This window comes from Duganella kummerowiae (assembly GCF_053572355.1).
On record NZ_JBKFEH010000011.1, the window covers coordinates 66630 to 89020 of the forward strand.

Consider the following 22391-nt stretch of genomic DNA (forward strand, 5'->3'; position numbering starts at 1 on the left):
CATGGCTGCCCTGGTGCGCGGCAGCGTGGTCGGCGTGGTCGGCAGCGGCGCCATGGGTGCGGGCATCGCCCAGGTGGCGGCGGCCAGCGGCCATACGGTGCGTTTGTACGACCAGCGCCCGGAAGCGGTGGACAGGGCGCTGGCCGATATCGGCCGCGCCTACGGCAAGCTGGTGGAAAAACAGCGCATGGGCGCCGCCGAAGCCCAGGCCGCGCTGGCGCGCCTGTTGCCAGCCGTCCGTTTGGCCGACCTGGCCGATGCCGCCATGGTGGTGGAAGCCATCGTGGAAAAGCTGGAGGCCAAGCACGCGCTGTTCTCCGAGCTGGAAACCGTGGTGGCCGACGACTGCCTCCTGGCCACCAACACCTCCTCGATCTCGGTGACCGCCATAGCCGCCGGACTGCGCCGCCCGGAGCGGGTGGTGGGCATGCACTTCTTTAATCCGGTGCCGCTGATGGCGCTGGTGGAGGTGGTGAGCGGGCTGGCCACCGAAGCCGCGGTGGCCGCCACCGTGCACGACACCGCCACCGCCTGGGGCAAGACGCCGGTGCACGCCCAGTCCACGCCCGGTTTCATCGTCAACCGGCTGGCGCGGCCCTTCTATGCGGAGGGCTGGCGTTTGCTGTCCGAGCGCGCGGGGGACGCCGCCACCATAGACGCCGTGATGCGCGAAACGGGCGGCTTCCGCATGGGGCCATTCGAGCTGATGGACCTGATCGGACATGACGTCAATTTCTCCGTCACCGAATCCGTGTTCAACGCCTGCTTCCATGATCCGCGCTTCACGCCCTCGGTGCTGCAGCGGGAGCTGGTCAACGCCGGCTTCCTGGGCCGTAAATCCGGGCGCGGCTGCTATGCCTATGGCGACAACGTGCAAGCGCCGCAGCCCAGGGCGGAAGCGCCCCAGGCCCGGCCCGAGTATGTGGCCTACACCAGCGCGCCCGGCGCGCGCAGCATGCCTGCCTCCGGCTACGTGGCCCACAGTGCGGTGGCGGGTCAGGATGCGCTGCAGGCCGCCGCTGATGCCGGCGCCGATACGGCCGCCGCCGCCATGCAGGCCGTGCATGGCGCGCGCGAGGGAGCACCCTATGGCGGCCACCGCGCCCACGCCGGCCAGGATGTGCTGGTGGCGGCGCTGGCGGCGCGGCTGCGCCAGGCCGGCCTGCATGTCGCGCACCGCAGGATAGGCGAGGGCAAGGGCGCCCGCCATGGCGACGCCGATACGCCGGCTTTCCATTGCAACGGCGCCGCCGTTTACCTGACCGACGGCCGCAGCGCCACCGAGCGCGCCCGCGCCAACCAGCATCCGGACACCATCGTGTTTGACCTGGCGCTCGATTACGGCAGCGCCCAGCGCATCGCCATCGCGCGCGCCGACCAGTGCTCGCAGGCCGGCTACCAGGCCGTGGTCGGCATGTTCCAGGCCGCCGGCTACACGTTGACCTTGCTGGATGACGTGCCCGGACTGGCCGTGATGCGCACCGTGGCCATGCTGGCCAACGAGGCCGCCGACGCCGTCAACCAGGGCGTCTGCAGCGCCCGCGCTGCCGACCTGGCCATGCAGAAGGGCGTGAACTATCCGCTCGGCCCGCTGGCCTGGGCCGACGCCGTGGGCCTGGACCACATCGTCACCGTGCTGCACAACCTGGCCGCCAGCTATGGCGAGGACCGCTACCGCGTATCGCCGCTGCTGAGCCGCAAGCAGGCGGCGGGAGGGAGCTTCCATGCGTGACGCCGCCGCCGGCTCCGTCTAATGAAAGAGTATCGGGGAGACCAGCATGATCCAACGCCTGCCGCAGCCGTCCGAGCTGGAGCCTATCGAGCGCGCCAGCCGCGACGAGCTGCAAGCCCTGCAGCTGCAGCGCCTGCGCTGGTCGCTGCGCCACGCCTACGAGCATGTGCCGCACTACCGCAGCGCCTTCGACGCGGCCGGCGTGCATCCCGATGACCTCAAGTCCTTGTCCGACCTGGCGCGCTTCCCCTACACCGGCAAGAAGGAATTGCGCGACAACTACCCGTTCGGCATGTTCGCCGTGCCGCGCGAGCGCGTGGTGCGGGTGCATGCCTCCAGCGGCACCACCGGCAAGCCTACCGTGGTCGGCTACACCCAGGAGGATATCGATACCTGGGCCCAGCTGGTGGCGCGCTCCATCCGCGCAGCGGGCGGGCGGCGCGGCGACATGGTGCACATCGCCTACGGCTACGGCCTGTTCACCGGCGGCTTGGGAGCGCACTACGGCGCCGAGCGGCTGGGCTGCACCGTCGTGCCCATGTCCGGCGGGCAGACCGAAAAGCAGGTGCAGCTGATCCAGGACTTCCAGCCTTCCATCATCATGGTCACGCCCTCGTACATGCTGAACATCATCGAGGAATTCCAGCGTCAGGGCCTGGACCCGGCGGCCAGCTCGCTCCAGGTGGGCATCTTCGGCGCAGAGCCGTGGACCGACGCCATGCGCATCGAGATCGAGCAGCGCGCCGGCATAGCTGCGGTCGATATCTACGGCCTGTCCGAAGTGATGGGGCCGGGCGTGGCCAGCGAATGCATCGAGAGCAAGGATGGCCCGGTGATCTGGGAAGACCATTTCTACCCCGAGATCATAGCCCCCGAAACCGGCGAGGTGCTGCCGGAGGGCGCCGAGGGCGAACTGGTGTTCACCTCGCTCACCAAGCACGCGCTGCCCATCATCCGCTACCGCACGCGCGACCTGACGCGGCTGCTGCCGCCCACCTCGCGCTCCATGCGCCGCATCGGCAAGATCACCGGGCGCTCGGACGACATGCTGATCATCCGTGGCGTTAACGTATTCCCTTCGCAGATAGAGGAACTGATACTGCGCCTGCCCGCGCTGGCGCCGCAGTACCAGCTGGTGCTCTCGCGCGACGGTCACCTGGACCAGCTGGAGGTGGTGGCCGAGCTGCGCCCCGATGCGGACGCCTCGCCCACCCGCTGCGAAACCCTGGCGGCCGAGCTGCGGCATTTGATCAAGACCCACGTCGGCGTCGGCACGCAGGTGCGGCTGGTGCCCTGCAACGGCATCGAACGCACCCTGACCGGCAAGGCCAGGCGCGTGATCGACCGCCGCCCCCGACATTGAACCACGCCGCTTGCACGTCGCTGCCGCGAAGGCGGCAGCCCATGCCGAGCGTGCAGCATCGCACAGGACACCATCCATGGTAAAAGTCTACGAAATCAACGGCGTCACCCCGGTGGTGCATCCCAGCGCCTACGTCCACCCCAGCGCGGTGCTGATCGGCGACGTCATCGTCGGCCCGCGCTGCTACATCGGCCCGCTGGCCTCCCTGCGCGGCGACTTTGGCCGCATCCTCGTGGAGGAGGGCGCCAACCTGCAGGATACCTGCGTCATGCACGGCTTCCCCGCATGCGACACCGTGGTCGAACGTGATGGCCATATCGGCCATGGCGCCGTCCTGCATAGCTGCCGCATCGGCCGCAACGCGCTGGTCGGCATGAACGCGGTGGTGATGGACAACGCCGTGGTCGGCGCCGACAGCATCGTGGCCGCCATGAGCTTCGTGCGCGCCGGCATGGACATCCCCCCGCGCAGCATGGTGGTGGGCGCCCCGGCCCGGGTGGTGCGGTCCCTGAGCGACGGCGAAATCCGCTGGAAGACCGACGGCACCGCCCAGTACCAGGAGCTGGCCGTGCGCTCGGCGCAGACCATGCGCGAGACCGAGGCGCTGGCGGAGCCGGAAGCGGATCGCCAGCGCATCCGTTGGGACAGCGCGCTGCCGCTGCACCTGCACAAGAACGCCGCCCCCTGAAAACAATGGAGACAGCAGTATGGCAACCACCCTGCAAAGCCTGATCGCCGGCCGCTGGATAGGCAAGGAAGCGGCCACGCCGCTGCACGGCGCCCTGAACAACGCCCTGATCCACCACACCCACGCCGAGCAGATCGACTTCGGGGAAGCCGTGGCCTACGCGCGCACCACCGGCGTCCCGGCCCTGATGGCGCTGGACTTCCAGCAGCGCGCCGCGCGCCTCAAGGCGCTGGCCCTGTACCTGATGGAGCGCAAGGAAGAGCTGTACGCCATCTCGCACCTGACCGGCGCCACCCGCCCGGACAGCTGGGTGGACATCGAAGGCGGCATCGGCACCCTGTTTGCCTACGCCAGCATGGGCAGCCGCGAGCTGCCCTCGTCCAACGTGCTGCACGAAGGCCCGGCGCTGGTGCTGGGCAAGCGCGGCGGTTTCGCCGGCACCCACATCCTGGTGCCGCGCGGCGGGCTGGCAGTGCACATCAACGCCTTCAACTTCCCCGTCTGGGGTTTGCTGGAGAAGTTCTCACCCAGCTTCCTGGCCGCCATGCCCTGCATCGCCAAGCCGGCCACGGCCACCAGCTACCTGGCCGAGGCGCTGGTGCGCATGATCCACGACTCCGGCCTGCTGCCGGAGGGCAGCCTGCAGCTGGTGATAGGCGGCACCGGCGACCTGCTGGACCGGCTGCAAGGGCAGGACGCCGTCACCTTCACCGGTTCGGCCGACACGGCGGCGCGCCTGCGCGTGAACCCCAAGCTGATCGCCCATTCGGTGCCGTTCACGGCGGAGGCGGATTCGCTCAACTGCGCCATCCTGGCGCCCGACGTGAGTCCCGACGATCCCGAGTTCGAGCTGTTCATCAAGGAAGTGGCGCGCGAGATGACCGGCAAGGCGGGCCAGAAGTGCACGGCCATCCGCCGCATCCTGGTGCCGCGCCAGCTGGCCGATGCGGTGGGCGGCAGGCTGCGCGAACGGCTGTCCAGGGTCAGCGTGGGCGACCCCTCCATCGAGGGCGTGCGCATGGGCGCGCTGGCCTCGCTGGAGCAGCAGCGCGACGTGGCGGCGCGGGTGGCGCAGCTGGCCAGCGGCAACGAGGTACTGCTGAGTGAGCGCGACGGCTTCCGGCCGCTGGGCGAGGGCGGGGAGAATGGCGCCTTTTTCGCGCCCACCCTGCTGCTGTGCCGCGACGGCATGCATAACGACGCCGTGCATGATGTGGAAGCCTTCGGCCCGGTCGGCACCATCATCAGCTACGAGGACATGGACGAAGCGCTGGCGCTGGCGGCGCGCGGCAAGGGCAGCCTGGTCTCGACGCTGGTGACCAGGGATGCCGCCACCGCCGCCTGGGCCGTGCCGCGCGCGGCCGCCTCGCACGGCCGCGTGCTGATACTGGAGCGCGAGGCGGCGGTGGATTCCACCGGCCACGGTTCGCCGCTGCCGCAGCTCAAGCACGGCGGCCCCGGACGCGCCGGTGGCGGCGAAGAACTGGGCGGCATACGCGCCGTCAAGCACTTCCTGCAGCGCGCCGCCGTGCAGGGCTCGCCCACCATGCTGACGGCGGTCACCGGCGAGTACGTGCGCGGCGCCCAGGTGCGGGAAAGCGAGCAGCACCCGTTCCGCAAGCACTTCGAGGAACTGCGCATCGGCGACTCGCTACTGACGCACCGCCGCACCGTGAGCGAGGCCGACATCGTCAACTTCGGCGGCGTCTCCGGCGATTATTTTTACATGCACTTCGACGAGATCGCCGCGCGCGACACGCAATTCGGCCAGCGCATCGCGCACGGCTACTTCGTGCTGTCGGCGGCGGCCGGCCTGTTCGTCTCGCCCGCGCCGGGGCCGGTGCTGGCCAACTACGGCCTGGACAACCTGCGCTTCGTGGCCCCGGTGGCGATCGGCGACACCATACGCGCGCGCCTGACCTGCAAGCGCAAGGTGGACCGCAACCGTACGGATGAACAGGGACGCGGCCAGGGCGTGGTGGCCTGGGACGTGCAGGTCACCAACCAGCGCGACGAACTGGTGGCCAGCTACGACATCCTGACCCTGGTCATGAAGCGCGCCTGAGCCGCACTAACCCGCCCTGTGCCGAATTCGGCGCAGCGGCCGCCTTTATCGGCATATGCGGATAGAGGTCATTTTCCCGTCACAAGCCGTTGCTAGAGTGCGCCCTCCTCACACGCACTTCAGATGGACGAAGAAAATGAAACCTTCCCAACTTCTCATACCCGCCGCCATTGCCGTCATGTTCGCCGCCGTCGCCTGCGGCGGCAGCGACGATCCCGCCAGCAGCGTGCCGCCCATCGCCAGCGGCCGCTGGCTGGCCGGCGACCTGCACACCCACACCACGCAGTCGGCCGACGCCGACGTCAGCCAGACCCTGGACAAAATCCTGTCCAAGGCCTTCACCTCGTATGGGCTGGACTGGATGGCGGTCAGCAACCACCTGCGCGTGTCCACGCGCGACGAGAAGGGCGCGCCGCTGGCCGCCTCCATCCCGATGTCGATAGGCGCCGAGCGCTACGAGATCCCGCGCATCCAGGCCCTGCAGGCCGCCGGCACCTATGCCGACAAGCTGATATTCTCGGGCTTCGAGTGGGACATGCCCACCCATGACCACATCGGCATCGGCCTGTTCGAAGGCGCCGGCAAGCTCGCTTCCAGCACCAAGGGCATGAAGGAGTTCGAATACCTGTTCACCACCCGCGACGCCGCCATGTTCGACCCGGCCGATGTCGCCGCCTGGAAGGCCAGGTACGGCGACACCCGCTACAACAAGACGGCCGACGATGCGCTGCAGGCCATCAACTGGCTCAAGCAGAACTACCCGGATACCAGCTACGCCGTCATCAACCACCCCTCGCGCAACAAGGGCAGCTACACCATTGCCGACTTCCGCGCCTTCAACGATGCGGCGCCCAACATCGTGTTCGCCATCGAAGGCATGGTGGGCAACCAGATGGAGCCGGACCGCGGCGGCTACACGGCGGCCTATACCGACGACAATGCGCTGCTGCGCGTGTACGGCGGCGTCGATTACGTGGTGGCCAAGCTGGGCGGCCCCTGGGACGCGCTGCTGGGCGAGGGCCGGCACATCTGGAACCTGACCGATTCCGATACCCACTTCAAGATCGTGGGCGGCAACAGCAGCGGCTACTTCCCCGGCGAGTACGCGAAGAACTATGTGTTCAACAGCGCCCAGGGCACGCCCACCGCGAGAGACCTGCTGCAGGGTCTGCGCTCGGGCAAGATGTTCTCGGTCTACGGGGACTTGATCAATGCGCTGGACTTCAACCTGGCCAGCAAGGACGACCGCAAGGAAATGGGGGGCGAGCTGAAAGTGGGCAGCGGCGACAAGGTCACCATCACCATCCGCTTCAAGAGCCCGGCCAGGAATAACTACGAAAAGCCGGTGGACAGCGGCACGCCCGCCAATGTCAAGCCGGTGGTGGACCATGTTGACCTGATCGCCGGCGACGTCGGCCCCAGGGCGGCTGCCGGCAGCGCCGCCTACAACGTGGCCACCAACGCCAGCACGCGCGTGGTCAAGCGCTTCACCAGCGCGGACTGGAAGGTCGATGCCGATGGCTACTACAGCGTGAGCTATGAAACCACGGCCAGCCGCAACCAGTATTTCCGCCTGCGCGGCACCAACCTGGGCACCGACGTGGCCGGCCTGACCCAGGGCGGCGAACCGCTGGCCGACCAGCGTACCAGTACCGCCGACAATACCGCCCGTTTCAACGACATCAACGACCGCAATTACCGCAGCCTGTGGTTCTATTCGAACCCCGTGTTCGTGACGCTGCGCTGATGGGGGACGCGGGAGCGGCGCCGCTCCCGCCTGCGGCAGGTGTTATTGCTGCGCCAGCCCGAACGGGTCGTCGATGCTGCGGGCCGGCTCGGTGAACCAGCGCGGGCCGGTTTCCGTCATGTAGAAATGGTCTTCGTGGCGGATGCCGAATTCGCCGGGGATGCAGATCATCGGTTCGTTGGAGAATGTCATGCCCACGTCCAGCGCCGTCTTGTTGCCGCCCACCAGGTAGGGCCATTCGTGGATGTCCAGGCCGATGCCGTGGCCGGTGCGGTGCGGCAGTCCGGGCAGCTTGTAGCCGGGACCGTAGCCGTCCGCTTCCAGCGAGGCGCGCGCGGCGCGGTCCACGTCCTCGCAGGCCACGCCCAGCTGCGCGGCGGCGAAGGCGGCGGCCTGGGCTTTCTTCTCGCTGTCCCACACCTGGCGCTGGCGCGCGGTCGGCGTGCCGTACACATAGGTGCGGGTGATGTCCGAGATGTAGTTGTGCAGCTTGCAGCCGGTGTCGATCAGCACCATGTCGCCCGGCTTCAGGGTCTGCACGTAGCTGACGCCGTGCGGATAGGCGGTGGCTTCGCCAAACAGCACGATGCAGAAATAGGAGCCGGAAGCGCCGACCTTGCGGTGGGCGCGCTGGATGAATTCCTCCACCTCCACCGTGGTGATGCCCTCGCGCAGGATGCTGGCGGCGGCCACGTGCACGGCCAGGGTCATGTCCATGGCGCGCTGCATCAGCGCGATTTCGGCGGCCGACTTGCGGGTGCGGCAGTGCGCCGTCACCGGCATGGCGTTTTCCAGCGTGTAGCCGGCGGCCAGCGGGCGGATGCCGTCGTAAATGAAGAAGGCGGCGCTTTCGTCGATGCCGATGCGCGGCGGCTGGCTGGCATCGGGGGCGATGCCGATGCGGGCCAGGGTATCGATGAATAGCTGATACGGGCTTTCGTGCTCGTGCCAGCAGTTGACGGCGCCCTCTACCAGCATGAAGTCCTTGAGCGTGCTTTCCTCGAAGGCGGGCGCGATGTATTCCAGTGCGCCGCTGGCCGGCAGGATGGCGCCCACCATGCGTTCGCTGGCGTGCCATTTGGTGCCGGTGAAATAGGTCAGGCTGGCGCCGGCGTTGAGGTAGATGGCGGCCACGCCCTGCGCCTGCATGTAGGCCTGGGCGCGGGCGATGCGCGCCAGGTGTTCATCCCTGCCGATGGGGACGGCGCCTGCCGTCATGTCGGACAAGGCGGCCAGCGCCTGTTCCATGGTGGTGCCGCCTATCGTCATGTTGCCTCTCCCTGAATGATTGCTTGAGCGCGCCGATCATAGCAGCGTTGCCGCCAAGCGAAAAGCCGCCGCGCCCGATTGTGCCAATTTACGCATAAACCCGGTGTCTAAACCCGGCGTCTGTCAAACCCGGTGTCATGTCAAACCCGGAAACCCGGTGTCAGATCTGCCATTGGTACATGAGGCCGCTTGGAGAGGCAGACTCATGTACCAATGGCAGATCTGACACCCGGGGGTGGACAATTGGTACATGAGGCCGCTTGGAGAGGCAGACTCATGTACCAATGGCAGATCTGACACCCGGGGGTGGACACCGGGGGTGGACACTGGGGTGAGGTGGCTCAGGCGTGGTCCAGTTGCGGGCTGGGGAGCTTGCCCGCCTTGCCGTGGCTGGGTTGGGGCGGCTGCGGGCGCACTGCGGCGGTGGGCGCGCTGGCTGCGCCATCGGCCAGGCGGAACACGCTGACCGCTTTCAGCAGGTCATGCGCCTGGTCCTGCATGCTTTGCGCGGCCGCCGCCGATTGCTCCACCAAGGCCGCGTTGCGCTGCGTGAGGTCGTCCATCTCGGTGATGGCGGCGTTCACTTCCTCGATGCCGCTGGTCTGGCGCTGGCTGGCCACCGTGATGTCGTTCATGATCTCGGTCACGCGCCGCACCGAGTCCACGATGTTGTCCATGGTCTGGCCGGCCGCGTCGGCCAGTTTGCTGCCCGCTTCCACCTTGGAGACGGAATCCTCGATCAGGCCCTTGATCTCGCGCGCCGCCTGGGCCGAGCGCTGCGCCAGTCCGCGCACCTCGGTGGCCACCACGGCGAAGCCGCGCCCCTGCTCGCCGGCACGCGCCGCTTCCACGGCCGCGTTCAGCGCCAAAATGTTGGTCTGGAAGGCGATCGAGTCGATCAGCCCAATGATGTCGACTATGCGGCTCGAGCTGTCGCGGATCGAGGCCATGGTGTCCACCACCTGGCCCACCACCTGGCCGCCCTGGCGCGCCACGTCGGAGGCCGACAGCACCAGCTGGTTGGCCTGGCGCGCATGGTCGGCGTTCTCGCGCACGGTGCCGGTCAGCTCGTGCATGGAGGCGGCTGTCTGCTGCAGGGAGCTGGCCTGCGATTCGGTGCGGGCCGACAAGTCGGCATTGCCCTGCGCGATCTCGCTGGCTTCCTGGGTGATGGTGCCGCCGGCCTGGCGTATCTCGCCCAGCAGCCGGGTCCAGTTTTGCACCAGGGTGCCCAGGGCGTGCGTCATGGCGCCGATCTCGTCGTCACGCTTCACTTCCACCCGGGCGGTGAGGTCGCCGGCGGCCAGCTGTTCGGCGGCGCGGCAAGCGTCGGCGATGGGATGCACCACGGCGCGCGTGACGGAAGCCGCCACCGCCGCGATGGCGGCAAAGCCGGCCAGCATGGTGGCCAGCGTGATCCAGGTGGCGCGCTGGTCGGCCGCCTTGCTGTCGGCCAGGGCGGCGTCGGTCTGCTTGCCCAGGTTGGACACCACATTGCCCAGCAGGGTGCGCACCTGCTGGTACTGGGTGTCGGCGCCCTGCATGGAGGCGACGCCGGTGTTGGGGTCCATGGAGGCCAGGTCCAGCGCCTGGGCCACGCCGGCGCGGTATTTCTCGATCAGGGGCAGGGCCTGTTCCACTTCCTGGCGGGCGCCTTCCACCTGGCGCAGTGGGCCCAGGTCCCTGGCGATGGTCTCCAGCTGGCCGGCGGCCTGTTTGCCATAGGCGGCCAGCTCTTCTTCCTTGAGGCTGGCGGCGATGGCGATCTTGGCGTAGCTGGCCGCGTGCACCTGGCCCAGCACGATGCTTTGCTGCGTGGCCGAGCGCAGGGCGGCGAAGGTCACGTCCTTCAAATCCTGCATGCGGCGTTCATTCTGCTGCATGGAGAGGTAGGACAGCGCCCCCATGGCCAGCAGGCAGGCCAGGGCTGCCGCCGGGACGATGAGCATTTTGTGTGCGATTTTCATGTTAGTGCTCCGTGGTCCGGGCGGCCGTTTGCGATTACAGGTAAATGCCGCCGCACACCACCGTGTCGTTCAGCTTTTCGCAATACATCTGCTTGGGTTCTATCTTCTTGCTTTCCGGGTTGGTGAACTTGTAGTCCTGCCAGAAGCTGGCCTTGCCCTTGGCCAGGTCCATGCGCTCCTTGACGAAAGCCTTGCCGTCGATGTCCTTCAGGTCGATCAGGTTCTTGCCCACCATTTTGGTGTTGCCGCCATGCGCCAGCACGGTGCCGTCCAGGCGGTAGACCACGATGTACAGGTCGTGCTTGATGTAGTCGGGCTTCTTGCCGGTGAAGTCGGCGTAGGCCTTTTCGCCATCGCTCTTGATGTGGGCGACCGCCTTCTTGACCATGGCTTCGGCGTCGGCGCGGGTGGCTCCGCCCTCGGCCGCGTGCAGCGCGGGCAGCAGGGCTAACGAGGCGGCGGCAACGGCGGCACGGACGGATAGGGTCAGCTTGGGCATGGTGGTCTCTCTGAGTTGTGGGGAAGGTAAGGGACGGTCTGGCGAAGGCCGGCGCGGGGAATGGGCGTCCGGGCGATGATGCTGCCGACAGCCCTATGGTAGCGCGGCCCGTGCCGATAATGCGCACGGGCAACAAAATTCAGGAGCAGAGGGGACGTTTACGCAACGCTTGCATGATGCAAGCGTTGTCGAGGGTGCAAGGGCGGAGCCGCCCGAGGGATTACTGGGCCAGCAGGGCGCGCACGCGGGCCACGGCCGCGCGCACCTGGTTGGGGGCGGTGCCGCCCACGTGGTCGCGCGCCGAGACCGAGCCTTCCAGGGTCAGCACCTGGAACACGTCGTCCTGGATCAGGCTGGAGAAGGCGCGCAGCTGGTCCAGCGACAGGTCGGCCAGGTCGCAGCCGGCGTCCTCGCAGGCGCGCACGGCGTGCGCCACGGCTTCGTGGGCGTCGCGGAACGGCAGTCCTTTCTTGACCAGGTAGTCGGCCAGGTCGGTGGCGGTGGCGTAGCCCTGCAGGGCGGCGGCGCGCATGGCGTCCGGCTTGACGGTGATGCCGCCGGCCATGTCGGCGAAGATGCGCAGGGTGTCGGTCACGGTGTCCACGGTGTCGAACAGCGGTTCCTTGTCTTCCTGGTTGTCCTTGTTGTAGGCCAGCGGCTGGCCCTTCATCAGGGTCAAGAGGCCCATCAGGTGGCCGTACACGCGGCCGGTCTTGCCGCGCGCCAGTTCCGGCACGTCCGGGTTTTTCTTCTGCGGCATGATGGAGGAGCCGGTGCAGAAGCGGTCGGCGATGTCGATGAAGCCGACCCGGGGGCTCATCCAGATCACCAGTTCTTCCGACATGCGCGACACGTGCATCATCAGCAGCGAGGCGGCCGAGGTGAATTCGATGGCGAAGTCGCGGTCCGAGACGGCGTCCAGCGAGTTGTGGCAGACGTCGTCGAAGCCCAGGGTTTGCGCCACGCGCAGGCGGTCGATGGGGAAGGTGGTGCCGGCCAGGGCGGCGGCGCCCAGCGGCAGGCGGTTGACGCGCTTGCGGGTGTCGGCGAAGCGCTCGGCGTCGCGGCCGAACATTTCGACATAGGCCAGGATGTGGTGGCCGAAGGTGATGGGCTGGGCCACCTGCATGTGGGTGAAGCCGGGCAGTATCACGTCGGCGTACTTGTCGGCCAGGTCCACCAGGGCCGAGCGCAGCGCGTGCAGCAGGGCCAGGATGTCGTCGATGGCGGCGCGCAGGTAGAGGCGGATGTCGGTTGCCACCTGGTCGTTGCGCGAGCGGCCCGTGTGCAGGCGCTTGCCGGCATCGCCCACCAGTTCGGTCAGGCGCTTCTCTATGTTCAGGTGCACGTCTTCCAGGTCCAGCAGCCATTCGAACTGGCCGGCTTCGATTTCCTGGGCGATCTGGGCCATGCCTTTTTCAATGGCGGCGCGGTCTTCCGCGCTGATGATGCCCTGTGCGGCCAGCATCTCGGCGTGGGCCAGCGATCCCTGGATGTCGGCCTTGGCCATGCGCTTGTCGAAGAATACCGAGGCGGTGTAGCGTTTGACCAGGTCGGAGACCGGTTCGTTGAAGCGGGCCGACCAGGCTTCCGCTTTCTTGGAAAGTTGTGCAGTCATGATAAAAGAAGAGTGAGGGCGCTAGGTAACCCGGGATTATAAGCCAAGACCCCGGGCCCGCTCTCAGTTGGCGCTGACCAGTACCACGGCGCCGCCGGCCTCGCGCACCGTCACCGTTTCCCGGGGCGCGGCCTGGGCATCGGCCGCGCTGGCGCGCACCGGCCCTATCATGGTGCCGTTGGCCATGCCCATGGCGTTGGTGCGGAAGCTGCCGATGGGCGCTACCTGGCTGCTGACGTGGATGTCGTATTCGGTATCGGGCTTGAGTCGGAACAGGAAGGCTTCGATGGCGTCGATCACGCCCAGGTTGCGCACCACGATGAAGCCGGTGCTGTTGCCGGAAGCCGGCTTGAGCTGGATGTTGTGCGAGTCCCCGTTCACGCGCGGGACCAGGTTGGGATGGTCATCGGCCGATTTGGCCACCCTGGACAGGTAAACCAGCGCCTGCGGCGCCTGGCCGCCGCCGATGGTGGCGACCACTTTGTTGCTGGCGGTATCGATGGCCTGCACGCCGTCGCCGTTTTCCAGGCCGATGTAGACCCGTGTGCCGTCGTCCGAGGTCCAGGCGCCGTGCGGCAGGGCGCCGCTGGGGATGGACGCCAGCAGCCTGGCCTCCTTGCCGGTGCTGTACACCTTGACCAGGTTCTCGCCGCCCACCGTGACATAGGCGCGCACCTCGCCGCCCACCGTGGCGAAGGCCAGGTGGTTGGTGATCAGGCCGGTGTCGATCACGCCGGTGACTTCCAGCGTTTTGGTGCTGATGCGGGTGACCTTGCCCACGTCCTTGTGCGTCATCCAGATTTCGCTGTAGTCGGGCGTGAACTGCAGGAAGGGCGAGAACGGGCTGACCACGGGGATGCGCTTGACGATGGCGTGCGTGGCGACGTCGATCACGTCCACCTCGGGCGTGAAGCTGGACACCGCGAAGGCCAGCTTCCCGTCCGGCATGAACTGCACCATGCCGGGGCCGATGGCGGTCTGGATGCGGCGGGTCTCCTTGTAGGTGGCGGGGTCGATGACGGAAATGTAGTCCTCGCCGCGCACCACTACCCAGACTTCCTTGCCATCGGCCGTGAAGAAGCCTTCGTGCGGCGCGCGGCCGACGTAGGTCTTGCCCTTGACCTGGTTGGTGGCGGTGTCGATGAAGGTCACCGAGTTGGAGGCGTTGGAAATGACCAGCAGGGTCTTGTGGTCGGGCGAGAAGCCCAGGCCGTGGACGTTGGTCTCGCCCCGGTACAGGGGCGACAGCACGTCCGGGCGTACGTTGCCCAGCTTGATCTGTCCCAGCAGGGTGTTGGTGGCGGGATTGAACACGGACACGGTGTTGCTGTTCTGGTCCGCCGTGTAGACCCGGTCCTGCGTGGAGGGAGCGGCGCTGGCGGTGGCGCTGGCGGCCATGGCGGCGGCCAGCAGTATGCATTGTTTCATGCGCGGTTTCAGGTACGTGTTCATTTGCTGTTTCCTTTCTGCTGGCGCTGCAGCCAGGCTTGCATGACTTTGATTTCGTTCTGCTGCTCGGCGATGATGCCCAGCGCCAGGTTGCGTATTTCCGGGTCCTGGGTGTAGAGCAGGACCGACCTGGCCATGTCGATGGCGCCCTGGTGGTGCGGCATCATCATGGTGATGAAGTCGTGGTCGGGCGCGCCGTTCATGGGCGCCTTGGCCATGCCGTCGTCCATGACGGCCATGGCCTGGTCCATCAGGCGGGCGAAAGGCTGGCCCGTGCTGGCGGCGAACACCGGCGCCTGCGGCGCGGGACCATCTTGATGTTGCAGGTGTGTGTGCTGGTGCTCCTGTGCGGCGGCAGGCAATGCCGCCAGCGCCAGCAGCAGCCAGAGCGTATTCCATGACATGGCGTTTCTCCTTGGAGTGACAGGTGAGCACAGTGTAGGAAGCGGTCGCTGACAGCAGGATGACGCGTGGATGACAGCTTTGTCATCCAGCCGGTAATGATCTTGTCATGTCGGCGTCATGCTGGCGTCAGCGGCGCTTCCCTACACTGGCTTCCATCGACACGCTGATGTCGACAACATCCGACACCCAACAAGGAGCCTCACATGAACACCATCCGTAACATCGCCATTGCCCTGACCATGTCCATGACCGGCGCCGCCTACGCCGCCGGTCCTGCAAACAAGCCCGCCGACTATGGCCAGCCGGTGGCCGGCGCCGCCGCCGGGCGCACCGTACAGGTGGACGCCGGCACCAAATATGTGAACGTGCAGGATGGCGAGACCGTGAACTTCGTGGTGCAGGGCCGCAGCTTCGCCTGGCACTTCGAGACCTACCCGAACCGCACTTCGGTCAAGCTGCAGGACATCGCGCCGGCCGGCGTGGATGCCGGCCAGGCCGAGGTCTACATCGAATCGAACCCGCTGTACCGGGGCTGACAGGAAGGGCGGGCGCAGTGGCGCCGGCCGCCGGGCGGCGGCTTGATTGCGCTGTAAAATGGCGGGATGAATACTTTCGAGATCAGCTGCGACCCGTCCCGCCTGGACCTGGACCTCATCCACGGCTACATCAGCGGCCAGTCCTACTGGGCGGCCGGCATGCCGCGCCCGCTACTGGAAAAGGCCCTGGCCCATTCGCTGTGCTTTGGCGCCTACCTGGACGGGCGCCAGGTGGGCTTCGCCCGCGTCACCACCGACCGCGCCACTTTCGCCTACCTGGCCGACGTGTTCGTGCTGCCCGAGCATCGCGGCCAGGGCTATAGCAAGCGTTTGATTGCGGCCGTGATGGCGCATCCGGACTTGCAGGACCTGCGCCGCTTCATGCTGGCCACCTCCGACGCGCACGGGCTGTACGCCCAATTTGGCTTCAAGGCGCCGGCCCGGCCCGAGATCCTCATGGAGCGCACCGAGCCGGACGTCTACAAGCGTCTTGAGAGGGCGTCGCAGGGCGGGCAGGGCTAGACGTGGCGCCGAAGGCAGTGCGCCTGCACGGCGAGGCGGCGCAACGACGCCGTGGCCGTTCTGCGGCGGCCTCTACTGCCAGTTCATGAGGCAGGGCGGGATGAGCAGGGCGAGCGCCAACACCGCGTAGATCAGCTGCAGCGGTATCATCCACTTGGCCCAGGTGATCCAGGGCACGCGCGCCAGGGCCAGCACGCCCACCGTAATGCCCGAGGTGGGGATCATGGGCGTGGTGAATTCGCCGAACTGGAAGGCCAGGATGGCGGTCTGGCGCGTCACGCCGACCAGGTCGGCCAGCGGCGCCATGATGGGCATGGTCAACGCGGCCTGGCCGCTGCCGGAGTGGATGAAGAAGTTGATCACGGTCTGTATCACGAACATCTTCTGCGCCGCGAACACCGGATGGGCCGATTCCACCAGCGGCATCAGGCCGTGCAGCATGGTGTCGATGATGTTGGCGTCGCGCGCCAGTATCATGGTGCCGCGCGCCAGGGCGATCACCAGCGCGGTGCCGACCAGGTCGCGCGCGCCCTGCATGAAGGCCGCCACCAGCTCATCGGAATCGAGGCGCGCGATCAGCGCCACCACGATCGCCATGGACAGGAACAGGGCCGCGATCTCCTCGATGAACCAGCCGTACTGCACCACGCCCACCACCATGGCCAGCAGGGTGCCCATGAAGATCCACAGTATCAGCTTGTGGGTGCCTGTCATGCCGTGGAAGTCGCCCAGGCCGTCCGGCTGCTCGCGGCGCTTTTCCAGGTCCAGCGCATAGGTTGGGCTGAAGCTGGGATCGCGCTTGACGCGGGCCGCGTACCACATCAGGAACACGATGGTGACGGCGGTGGCGATGAACCACACCAGCACCCGGTAGCCTATGCCGGAAAACACCGGCACCCCGGCGATGCCCTGGGCGATGCCGACGTTGAAGGGGTTCAAAAACGCCGCCGAGAAGCCGACCTGCGAGCCCAGGAAGGGGATGGAGACACCGACGATGGTGTCATAGCCCAGCGCCAGCGCCAGCGGCACGAAGATCAGGATGAAGGGGATCGCTTCCTCGTTCATGCCGAAGGTGGCGCCGCCCAGCGAGAACATGGTGACGAACACGGGGATCAGGGCGGCGCGCACGAAGCGCGAGTGCTGGTGGGCGCGCGCCAGCGACTTGATCAGCGAGTCGATGGCCTCGGTCTTCTGCAGCACGGCAAACACCCCGCCCACGATCAGCACGAAGCCGATGATCAGCGCCGCCTCGTGGAAGCCCTTGATGGGCGCCATCATCAGCGCCGCCAGGCCTTGCGGCTTGCTGTCCACGTAATGGAAGGTGGCGGGATCGACCAGCTGCTTGCCGTTGACCAGGTGGGTGTCGTACTTCCCGCCCGGGACCAGCCAGGTGGCCAGCGCGATCAGGGCCAGGATGATGAACAGCAGGACGAAGGTGTGCGGCAGCTTGAAGGGCTTTTTGTTCGACATGGTGGTCTCTTATTGGCTCAATAGATCGCCGACGCGGTAGGCGGTGGCGCCGGCCACCTTGCCCACGTTCCAGCCGCGCAGCACGTGGCGGTGGCCGCTGCGGGCGTAGAACACGCCGGCCACCGGCGCGCGCAGCACGGTCACGTCACCGCTGACCGGGTCGATCAAATCGCCCAGGGCGTCGCCCTGTTCCACCCGGGCGCCCATGTCGCGGGTGTAGACCAGCACCCCGTTGTGCGGCGCATACACCGGGGCCGATCCTTCCAGCGGCGTCGGCTGGCACAGCGGCGCGGGCAGCGGTTCGGGCGCGGCGCCCGGCAGCGGCGTGATGGCGCCGCGCAGTTCCAGGTAGCGCAGCAGGGCGGCGGCATCCTTGCTGGCCAGCTCGTAGCTCACTTCCATCTCGCCGCGCAGCTCCACGGTGGCGGCCACGCAGGCCATGGCAATGGGATGGTCGGGGAAATGCTCGGCCAGGTCCCACCACAAACGGCTGCAGGCTTCGTCGAACGGTTCGCCGCCGGCTTCCTTGGCCAGCAGCACGGCGTGCGCGCCCATCAGGGCCGACAGCGGCTCTATGGCTGCGGCCAGCGGCGTGCCGGTATAGATGTGCAGCACCGCCTCGTTATCGCAGTGCAGGTCGAGCACGATGTCGGCGTCGATGGCCAGCGTGAGCAGGGCTTTCTTGAGGGTCTCGGCGTCGGTGGCCGGCTGCCAGCGCGCCAGCGAGGCCAGCGCGTGCTGGCGTATCAGGGCCGTGTTGGCGGCGGCGTCGGGGCCCAGCAGGCCCTCCAGCGACTCCTTGAGCTCCCCTGCCACATGCTTGTAGGAGCGGTTGAAATTGATGCCGGTGGTGAGGTCGAAGCGGCCGAAGGCGGCGCCGTGGATGGCTTGCGCCAGGCCGATGGGATTGGCGGCCGGGACCAGCACGATTTCGCCGGGGATGCGGCCGGCCGCTTCCAGCGCCTCCAGTTCGCGGCGCAGGAACTGGGCCACCAGCATGCCGGGCACCTCGTCGGCGTGCAGCGAGGCCTGGACATAGACCTTGGGACCGGCGCCCGGGGTGCCGTAGTGGAAGCTGGTGAGCGCGAAAGCGGCGCTGCCGTGCGGATCTGAGATGGGGTGTTTACGCGCTTGCATGGCGGCCTCCGTTGGTGTCGTGTGCTGGGCGGCGTCGAGTATGTCGCATTATTTTCACAAAGTAAATCGATGTAAATTTTTTTACAGGAAACAGGTTGAGTTTTCTTTTTGTTATGCGTACAGTTAGTTTAAATGAATTGTTTCCTTGTCCGAGTTTCATCCATCGCCACCTGACGCCATGAACGCCGCCGTATCCCCTTCGCCCGAGATCGCTTTCGCGCAATCGGCGCTGGGACAGAGCCTGGTGCGGGTGCTGGCGGATGGTTCTTCCTCGCACCGCCAGATCGCCGACTACCTGCTGCGCAACCCGATGCGGGTGACGGCGCTGGGCATAGAGGAGCTGGCCGAGGCCTGCCAGGTCTCCACCGCCACCATCAGCCGTTTCGCGCGCGACATCGGCTTCCGCAATTTCTCCGCCATGCGCGGCGCCGTGGCCGACACCCTGCAGGCGGTGCTGCAGCCGGTGGAAAAGCTGCGCCATTCGATAGAGCAGGCCGGGGCGGCGGCCAGCATGGAATACGCGCTGGCCAACACCGCCGCCTGCGCCGCCGCGCTGCCGCGGGCCCTGCTGGACGAGGTGGCGCTGCTGCTGGGCGGGGCGCGCGCCGTGTACGTGATGGGCTTCGGGCTGTCCGCGCACCTGGCCGGTCTGCTGGTGCAGCACCTGCAGCCGTTCTGCCCGCACGCGGTGGAGGTGGTCGGCATAGGCGGGGCCGAGGTGGCGGCCGGCAACCTGGTCAACATCGACCCGCGCGACGTGCTGGTGGCGATCTCCTTTCCGCGCTATACGCTCGATTGCGTGCGCCTGGCCAGCTTCGCGCGCGATTGCGGGGCCAGCATCGTGGCGCTGACCGATTCGCCGGCTTCGCCGCTGGCGGAGCTGGCCGACCACGCGCTGTACGCGCCCGCCACCCATCCGGTGCTGGCCAGCAGCGCCTCGGCGGCGCTGGCCGTGATCGAGGCGCTGGCGGCGGCGCTGATGGTGTCGCGGCGCGCCAACGTGGAAAAGGCGGCGCGCCTGACCGAAGTCATTTCCGGCTACCTGTATGGCGACGCCGCCGACAGCGGGCCGGCCAGAAAACACATGAGTAAGACCAAACCAGAGTCTTTCAATCCGGGGAGTAGCAAATGAACGAGCAAGCGAACCAGCAGCACAATTCGGGCGGCATGCGCATCATGCCCATGGCGGCGGCCGTACGCATGGCGCTGGGCGCGGGCCTGGCCCTGGGCCTGGCCGGCGGGGGGCTGGCCCAGGCCCAGGCCCAGTCCCAGTCCCAGGATACGCCCGGCACGCCGCTGCAGCGGGTGGAAATCACCGGCTCGGCCATCAAGCGCCTGGAGTCCGAAACGGCGCTGCCGGTGCAGACCATCACCCGCGACGAGATCGAAAAGGTGGGCGTGACCACCGCTTCCGAGATCCTGGCGCGCCTGTCGTCCAACGTGGGCGGCCTGACCGACGGCGCCAGCATCAACGTGGGCGGCGACCAGCGCGGCTTCAACAGCGCCAACCTGCGCGGCATCGGCACCTCGTCCACCCTGGTGCTGCTGAACGGCCGCCGCATGGCCAATTTCGCCTCGCCCGGCGACGACACCGGCGTCGACCTGAACAACATCCCTGCCGCCGCCATCCAGCGCGTCGAGGTGCTACTGGACGGCGCCTCCGCCCTGTACGGCACCGACGCCATCGGCGGCGTGATCAACTTCATCACGCGCAAGGACTTCCAGGGTCTGGAGCTGAGCGCCTACGGCCTCAAGACCGAGGAGGGCGGGGCCGGCAAGCGCACCGCCACCATCACCGCCGGCAAGGGCGACCTGGCCAAGGATGGCTTCAACGTGTTCGGCGTGCTGGACCTGCAGCGCACCGGCCGCCTGAGCACCTCGCAGCGCGGCTTCATCGACGACCTGCACATCCCCGAGCGCTTGCCGCACCTGCTGTCCGGCTATTCCTCGCCGGCCAACATCGTGCTCAGCCGCGACCAGCGCGACTACCTGAACGACCAGGGCTTCACCTTGAACGGCAAGCCGCTGACCAACCGCACCATCAACCTGTCGGTGCCGAAATGCTCGCCGCCGGCCAGCCTGTATCTGCCGTCCGGCATCGGCGGCGTGGACGCCTGCACCTACAACTACATGGGCGACACCGAGCTGTATCCCAAGTCCGACAAGGTCAATTTCCTGACCCGCGGCGTGCTGCAGCTGAACGGCGAGAACCAGCTGTATGCCGAGGTGGCGCTGAGCCGCTCCAAGACCTGGTACGTGGGTTCCTCGACCCGCATCACCGGCTACATGGACTACAGCATGATCCCGGCGCTGGCCAAGTACGACCTGGCCTCGGATGAAGCGGGCGGCGACGGCGAGGTGCGCGTCAACGTGCGCGTGCTGGAAGCCGGCCGCCGCACCTCGGAGCTGACCAGCGAGAGCCAGCGCTACGTGGCCGGACTGACCGGCAGCCACAATGGCTGGGACTATGACGTCGGCATCAACCACAGCGTCAACACGGTCAGGGACCGCGACACCAACGGCTACCTGCTGTACAACGAGCTGAAACAGGGCATAGCCGATGGCCTGATCAATCCCTTCGGCCCGTCCAGCCAGGCCGGCCGCGACCTGATCAACAAGATCCAGGTCAACGACGAGGTGCGCCACGCGCGCGGCACCATGGATTCTGTCGACTTTAAACTCTCTCATCCGGTCGGCCAGCTGGCCGGCGGCGAGGCCGCGCTGGCGGTGGGCGGGGAGGTGCGGCGCGAGAAAACCATCTTCACGCCGTCGGCGCTGCTGATGAGCGATAACATCAACGACGACTTCGCGCCCGAGGGCGGCGGCGCCACCGCCTATTCGCGCAATATCCAGGCCGTGTACGGCGAGCTGCTGCTGCCCTTCACCAAGCAGTGGGAGGCGCAGCTGTCGGCCCGCTACGACCACTACCAGGTGGTGGGTGGCGCCGCCAGCCCGAAAATCGGCGTCAGCTACATGCCGTCCAAGACCATGATGTTCCGCGCCTCGGCCGGACGCGGCTTCCGCGCGCCGTCCATGACGGACCTGTACCGCCCCACCGTGTACAGCCAGACCGCCACCCTGCCGGACCCGGTGGCCTGCGCGGCCGCCGACAACAACTATGCCGACTGCGCCAACAACTGGGATACGCGCCGCTATTCGAATCCCAACCTCAAGCCCGAGCGCAGCCGCCAGTTCTCGCTGGGCGCGGTGCTGGAGCCGACCAAAAACTTCAACGCCAGCCTCGATTACTGGAACATCAAGCGCACCGACCTGATCGCGGAGATCGGCGACGACATCATCCTGGGCAACCTGGCCAAGTACGGCAACCTGGTGCACCGCAACGAGGATGACGAGATCGACTACATCGAGCTGCACAAGGAAAACCGGGGCGCCCAGAAGGCCAGCGGCCTGGACCTGGTGCTGGACCTGCATGGCGTCAAGACGGCCGCCGGCACCTTTGGCGCGCGCCTGAGCGGCACCTATGTGCTCGATTCGAAGATACAGAACGTGGTCGGCGACCCGTTTGTCAGCAACCTCAATAAATTCGTCACCGACAGCGTGGTGCAGCGCTGGCGCCATACCATCACGCTGGACTGGGAGCGCGGCAACCTGGCCGCCACCCTGTCCAACACCTACTACAGCGGCTACGAGGACCAGAATTCGGCCATCAACACGGACGACGGCAGCGTGGTGGCGCCCAACCACGTGAAGGCCTACAGCCTGTGGGACTTGTCGGCCTCCTATGCCTTCAGCAAGCAGTTCAAGCTGCGGGCCGGGGTGCAGAACCTGCTCGACACCAGCCCGCCCTTTTCGAATCAGGCCTATTACTTCATCTCAGGCTATGATCCCACCTATACGGATCCGCGCGGACGGCGTTTCTTTGTCAGCGCGAACTACGCCTTCAAATAAGAGGCTGTTTCAACA

At 67.1% G+C, this 22391-nt stretch carries 17 protein-coding genes; 9 read left to right on the forward strand and 8 right to left on the reverse strand.

Annotated features, from left to right (window positions below; translation table 11 throughout):
* The first annotated feature begins 1 nt into the window (after position 1).
* From ACLB1G_RS16335 to ACLB1G_RS16355, 5 genes are all read left to right on the forward strand, one after another.
* A complete protein-coding gene (locus tag ACLB1G_RS16335) occupies positions 2–1732 on the forward strand; it encodes a 3-hydroxyacyl-CoA dehydrogenase (protein ID WP_491628288.1) in 1731 nt (576 codons plus the stop codon).
* A gap of 46 nt (positions 1733–1778) precedes the next feature.
* Positions 1779–3095, forward strand: coding sequence for a phenylacetate--CoA ligase PaaK (gene paaK / locus ACLB1G_RS16340; protein WP_491628289.1), 1317 nt, complete (start codon positions 1779–1781; stop codon positions 3093–3095).
* Between the two features lie 76 nt (positions 3096–3171).
* Positions 3172–3783, forward strand: a complete 612-nt coding sequence (paaY, locus tag ACLB1G_RS16345; RefSeq protein ID WP_491628290.1) for a phenylacetic acid degradation protein PaaY — start codon at positions 3172–3174, stop codon at positions 3781–3783.
* Between the two features lie 19 nt (positions 3784–3802).
* The gene (paaZ, locus tag ACLB1G_RS16350; RefSeq protein WP_491628291.1) at positions 3803–5848 is read left to right on the forward strand and encodes a phenylacetic acid degradation bifunctional protein PaaZ; all 2046 of its coding nucleotides are present in this window, start codon (positions 3803–3805) and stop codon (positions 5846–5848) included.
* A 136-nt stretch (positions 5849–5984) separates the two neighbouring features.
* Positions 5985–7595, forward strand: a complete 1611-nt coding sequence (locus ACLB1G_RS16355) for a CehA/McbA family metallohydrolase domain-containing protein (RefSeq protein ID WP_491628292.1) — start codon at positions 5985–5987, stop codon at positions 7593–7595.
* Between the two features lie 42 nt (positions 7596–7637).
* Here ACLB1G_RS16355 and ACLB1G_RS16360 read toward each other — a convergent pair whose 3' ends face one another.
* The 6 genes from ACLB1G_RS16360 to ACLB1G_RS16385 all read right to left on the reverse strand — a co-directional run bounded on the left by ACLB1G_RS16360 (position 7638) and on the right by ACLB1G_RS16385 (position 14801).
* Entirely contained in the window at positions 7638–8864 is a 1227-nt protein-coding gene (locus tag ACLB1G_RS16360; protein ID WP_491628293.1) for a M24 family metallopeptidase, read from the reverse strand.
* 341 nt (positions 8865–9205) lie between these two features.
* Positions 9206–10831, reverse strand: coding sequence for a methyl-accepting chemotaxis protein (locus tag ACLB1G_RS16365; RefSeq protein WP_491628294.1), 1626 nt, complete (start codon positions 10829–10831; stop codon positions 9206–9208).
* Positions 10832–10865: 34 nt separating this feature from the next.
* Entirely contained in the window at positions 10866–11330 is a 465-nt protein-coding gene (locus tag ACLB1G_RS16370) for a cache domain-containing protein (RefSeq protein WP_491628295.1), read from the reverse strand.
* Between the two features lie 220 nt (positions 11331–11550).
* On the reverse strand, positions 11551–12948 hold the full coding sequence (argH, locus tag ACLB1G_RS16375) for an argininosuccinate lyase (RefSeq protein WP_491628296.1): 1398 nt from the start codon (positions 12946–12948) through the stop codon (positions 11551–11553).
* A gap of 63 nt (positions 12949–13011) precedes the next feature.
* The gene (locus ACLB1G_RS16380; RefSeq protein WP_491628561.1) at positions 13012–14376 is read right to left on the reverse strand and encodes a YncE family protein; all 1365 of its coding nucleotides are present in this window, start codon (positions 14374–14376) and stop codon (positions 13012–13014) included.
* Positions 14377–14396: 20 nt separating this feature from the next.
* Entirely contained in the window at positions 14397–14801 is a 405-nt protein-coding gene (locus ACLB1G_RS16385) for a DUF305 domain-containing protein (protein ID WP_491628297.1), read from the reverse strand.
* A gap of 204 nt (positions 14802–15005) precedes the next feature.
* On the opposite strand from ACLB1G_RS16385, the gene ACLB1G_RS16390 reads away from it, so the two are divergent.
* The gene (locus ACLB1G_RS16390; RefSeq protein WP_491628298.1) at positions 15006–15338 is read left to right on the forward strand and encodes a CzcE family metal-binding protein; all 333 of its coding nucleotides are present in this window, start codon (positions 15006–15008) and stop codon (positions 15336–15338) included.
* Positions 15339–15404: 66 nt separating this feature from the next.
* A complete protein-coding gene (locus ACLB1G_RS16395) occupies positions 15405–15860 on the forward strand; it encodes a GNAT family N-acetyltransferase (protein ID WP_491628299.1) in 456 nt (151 codons plus the stop codon).
* Positions 15861–15932: 72 nt separating this feature from the next.
* Here ACLB1G_RS16395 and ACLB1G_RS16400 read toward each other — a convergent pair whose 3' ends face one another.
* Together ACLB1G_RS16400 and ACLB1G_RS16405 are read right to left on the reverse strand one after the other, a co-directional pair.
* The gene (locus ACLB1G_RS16400; protein WP_491628300.1) at positions 15933–17330 is read right to left on the reverse strand and encodes a YfcC family protein; all 1398 of its coding nucleotides are present in this window, start codon (positions 17328–17330) and stop codon (positions 15933–15935) included.
* Between the two features lie 9 nt (positions 17331–17339).
* Positions 17340–18467, reverse strand: a complete 1128-nt coding sequence (locus ACLB1G_RS16405) for a succinylglutamate desuccinylase/aspartoacylase family protein (protein ID WP_491628301.1) — start codon at positions 18465–18467, stop codon at positions 17340–17342.
* Positions 18468–18645: 178 nt separating this feature from the next.
* Here ACLB1G_RS16405 and ACLB1G_RS16410 point away from each other — a divergent pair, with 178 nt between their 5' ends.
* A complete protein-coding gene (locus ACLB1G_RS16410) occupies positions 18646–19599 on the forward strand; it encodes a MurR/RpiR family transcriptional regulator (protein ID WP_491628302.1) in 954 nt (317 codons plus the stop codon).
* The gene (locus ACLB1G_RS16415; protein ID WP_491628303.1) at positions 19596–22376 is read left to right on the forward strand and encodes a TonB-dependent receptor; all 2781 of its coding nucleotides are present in this window, start codon (positions 19596–19598) and stop codon (positions 22374–22376) included. Before ACLB1G_RS16410 ends, ACLB1G_RS16415 begins: the two co-directional genes overlap by 4 nt.
* Positions 22377–22391: the final 15 nt, after the last annotated feature.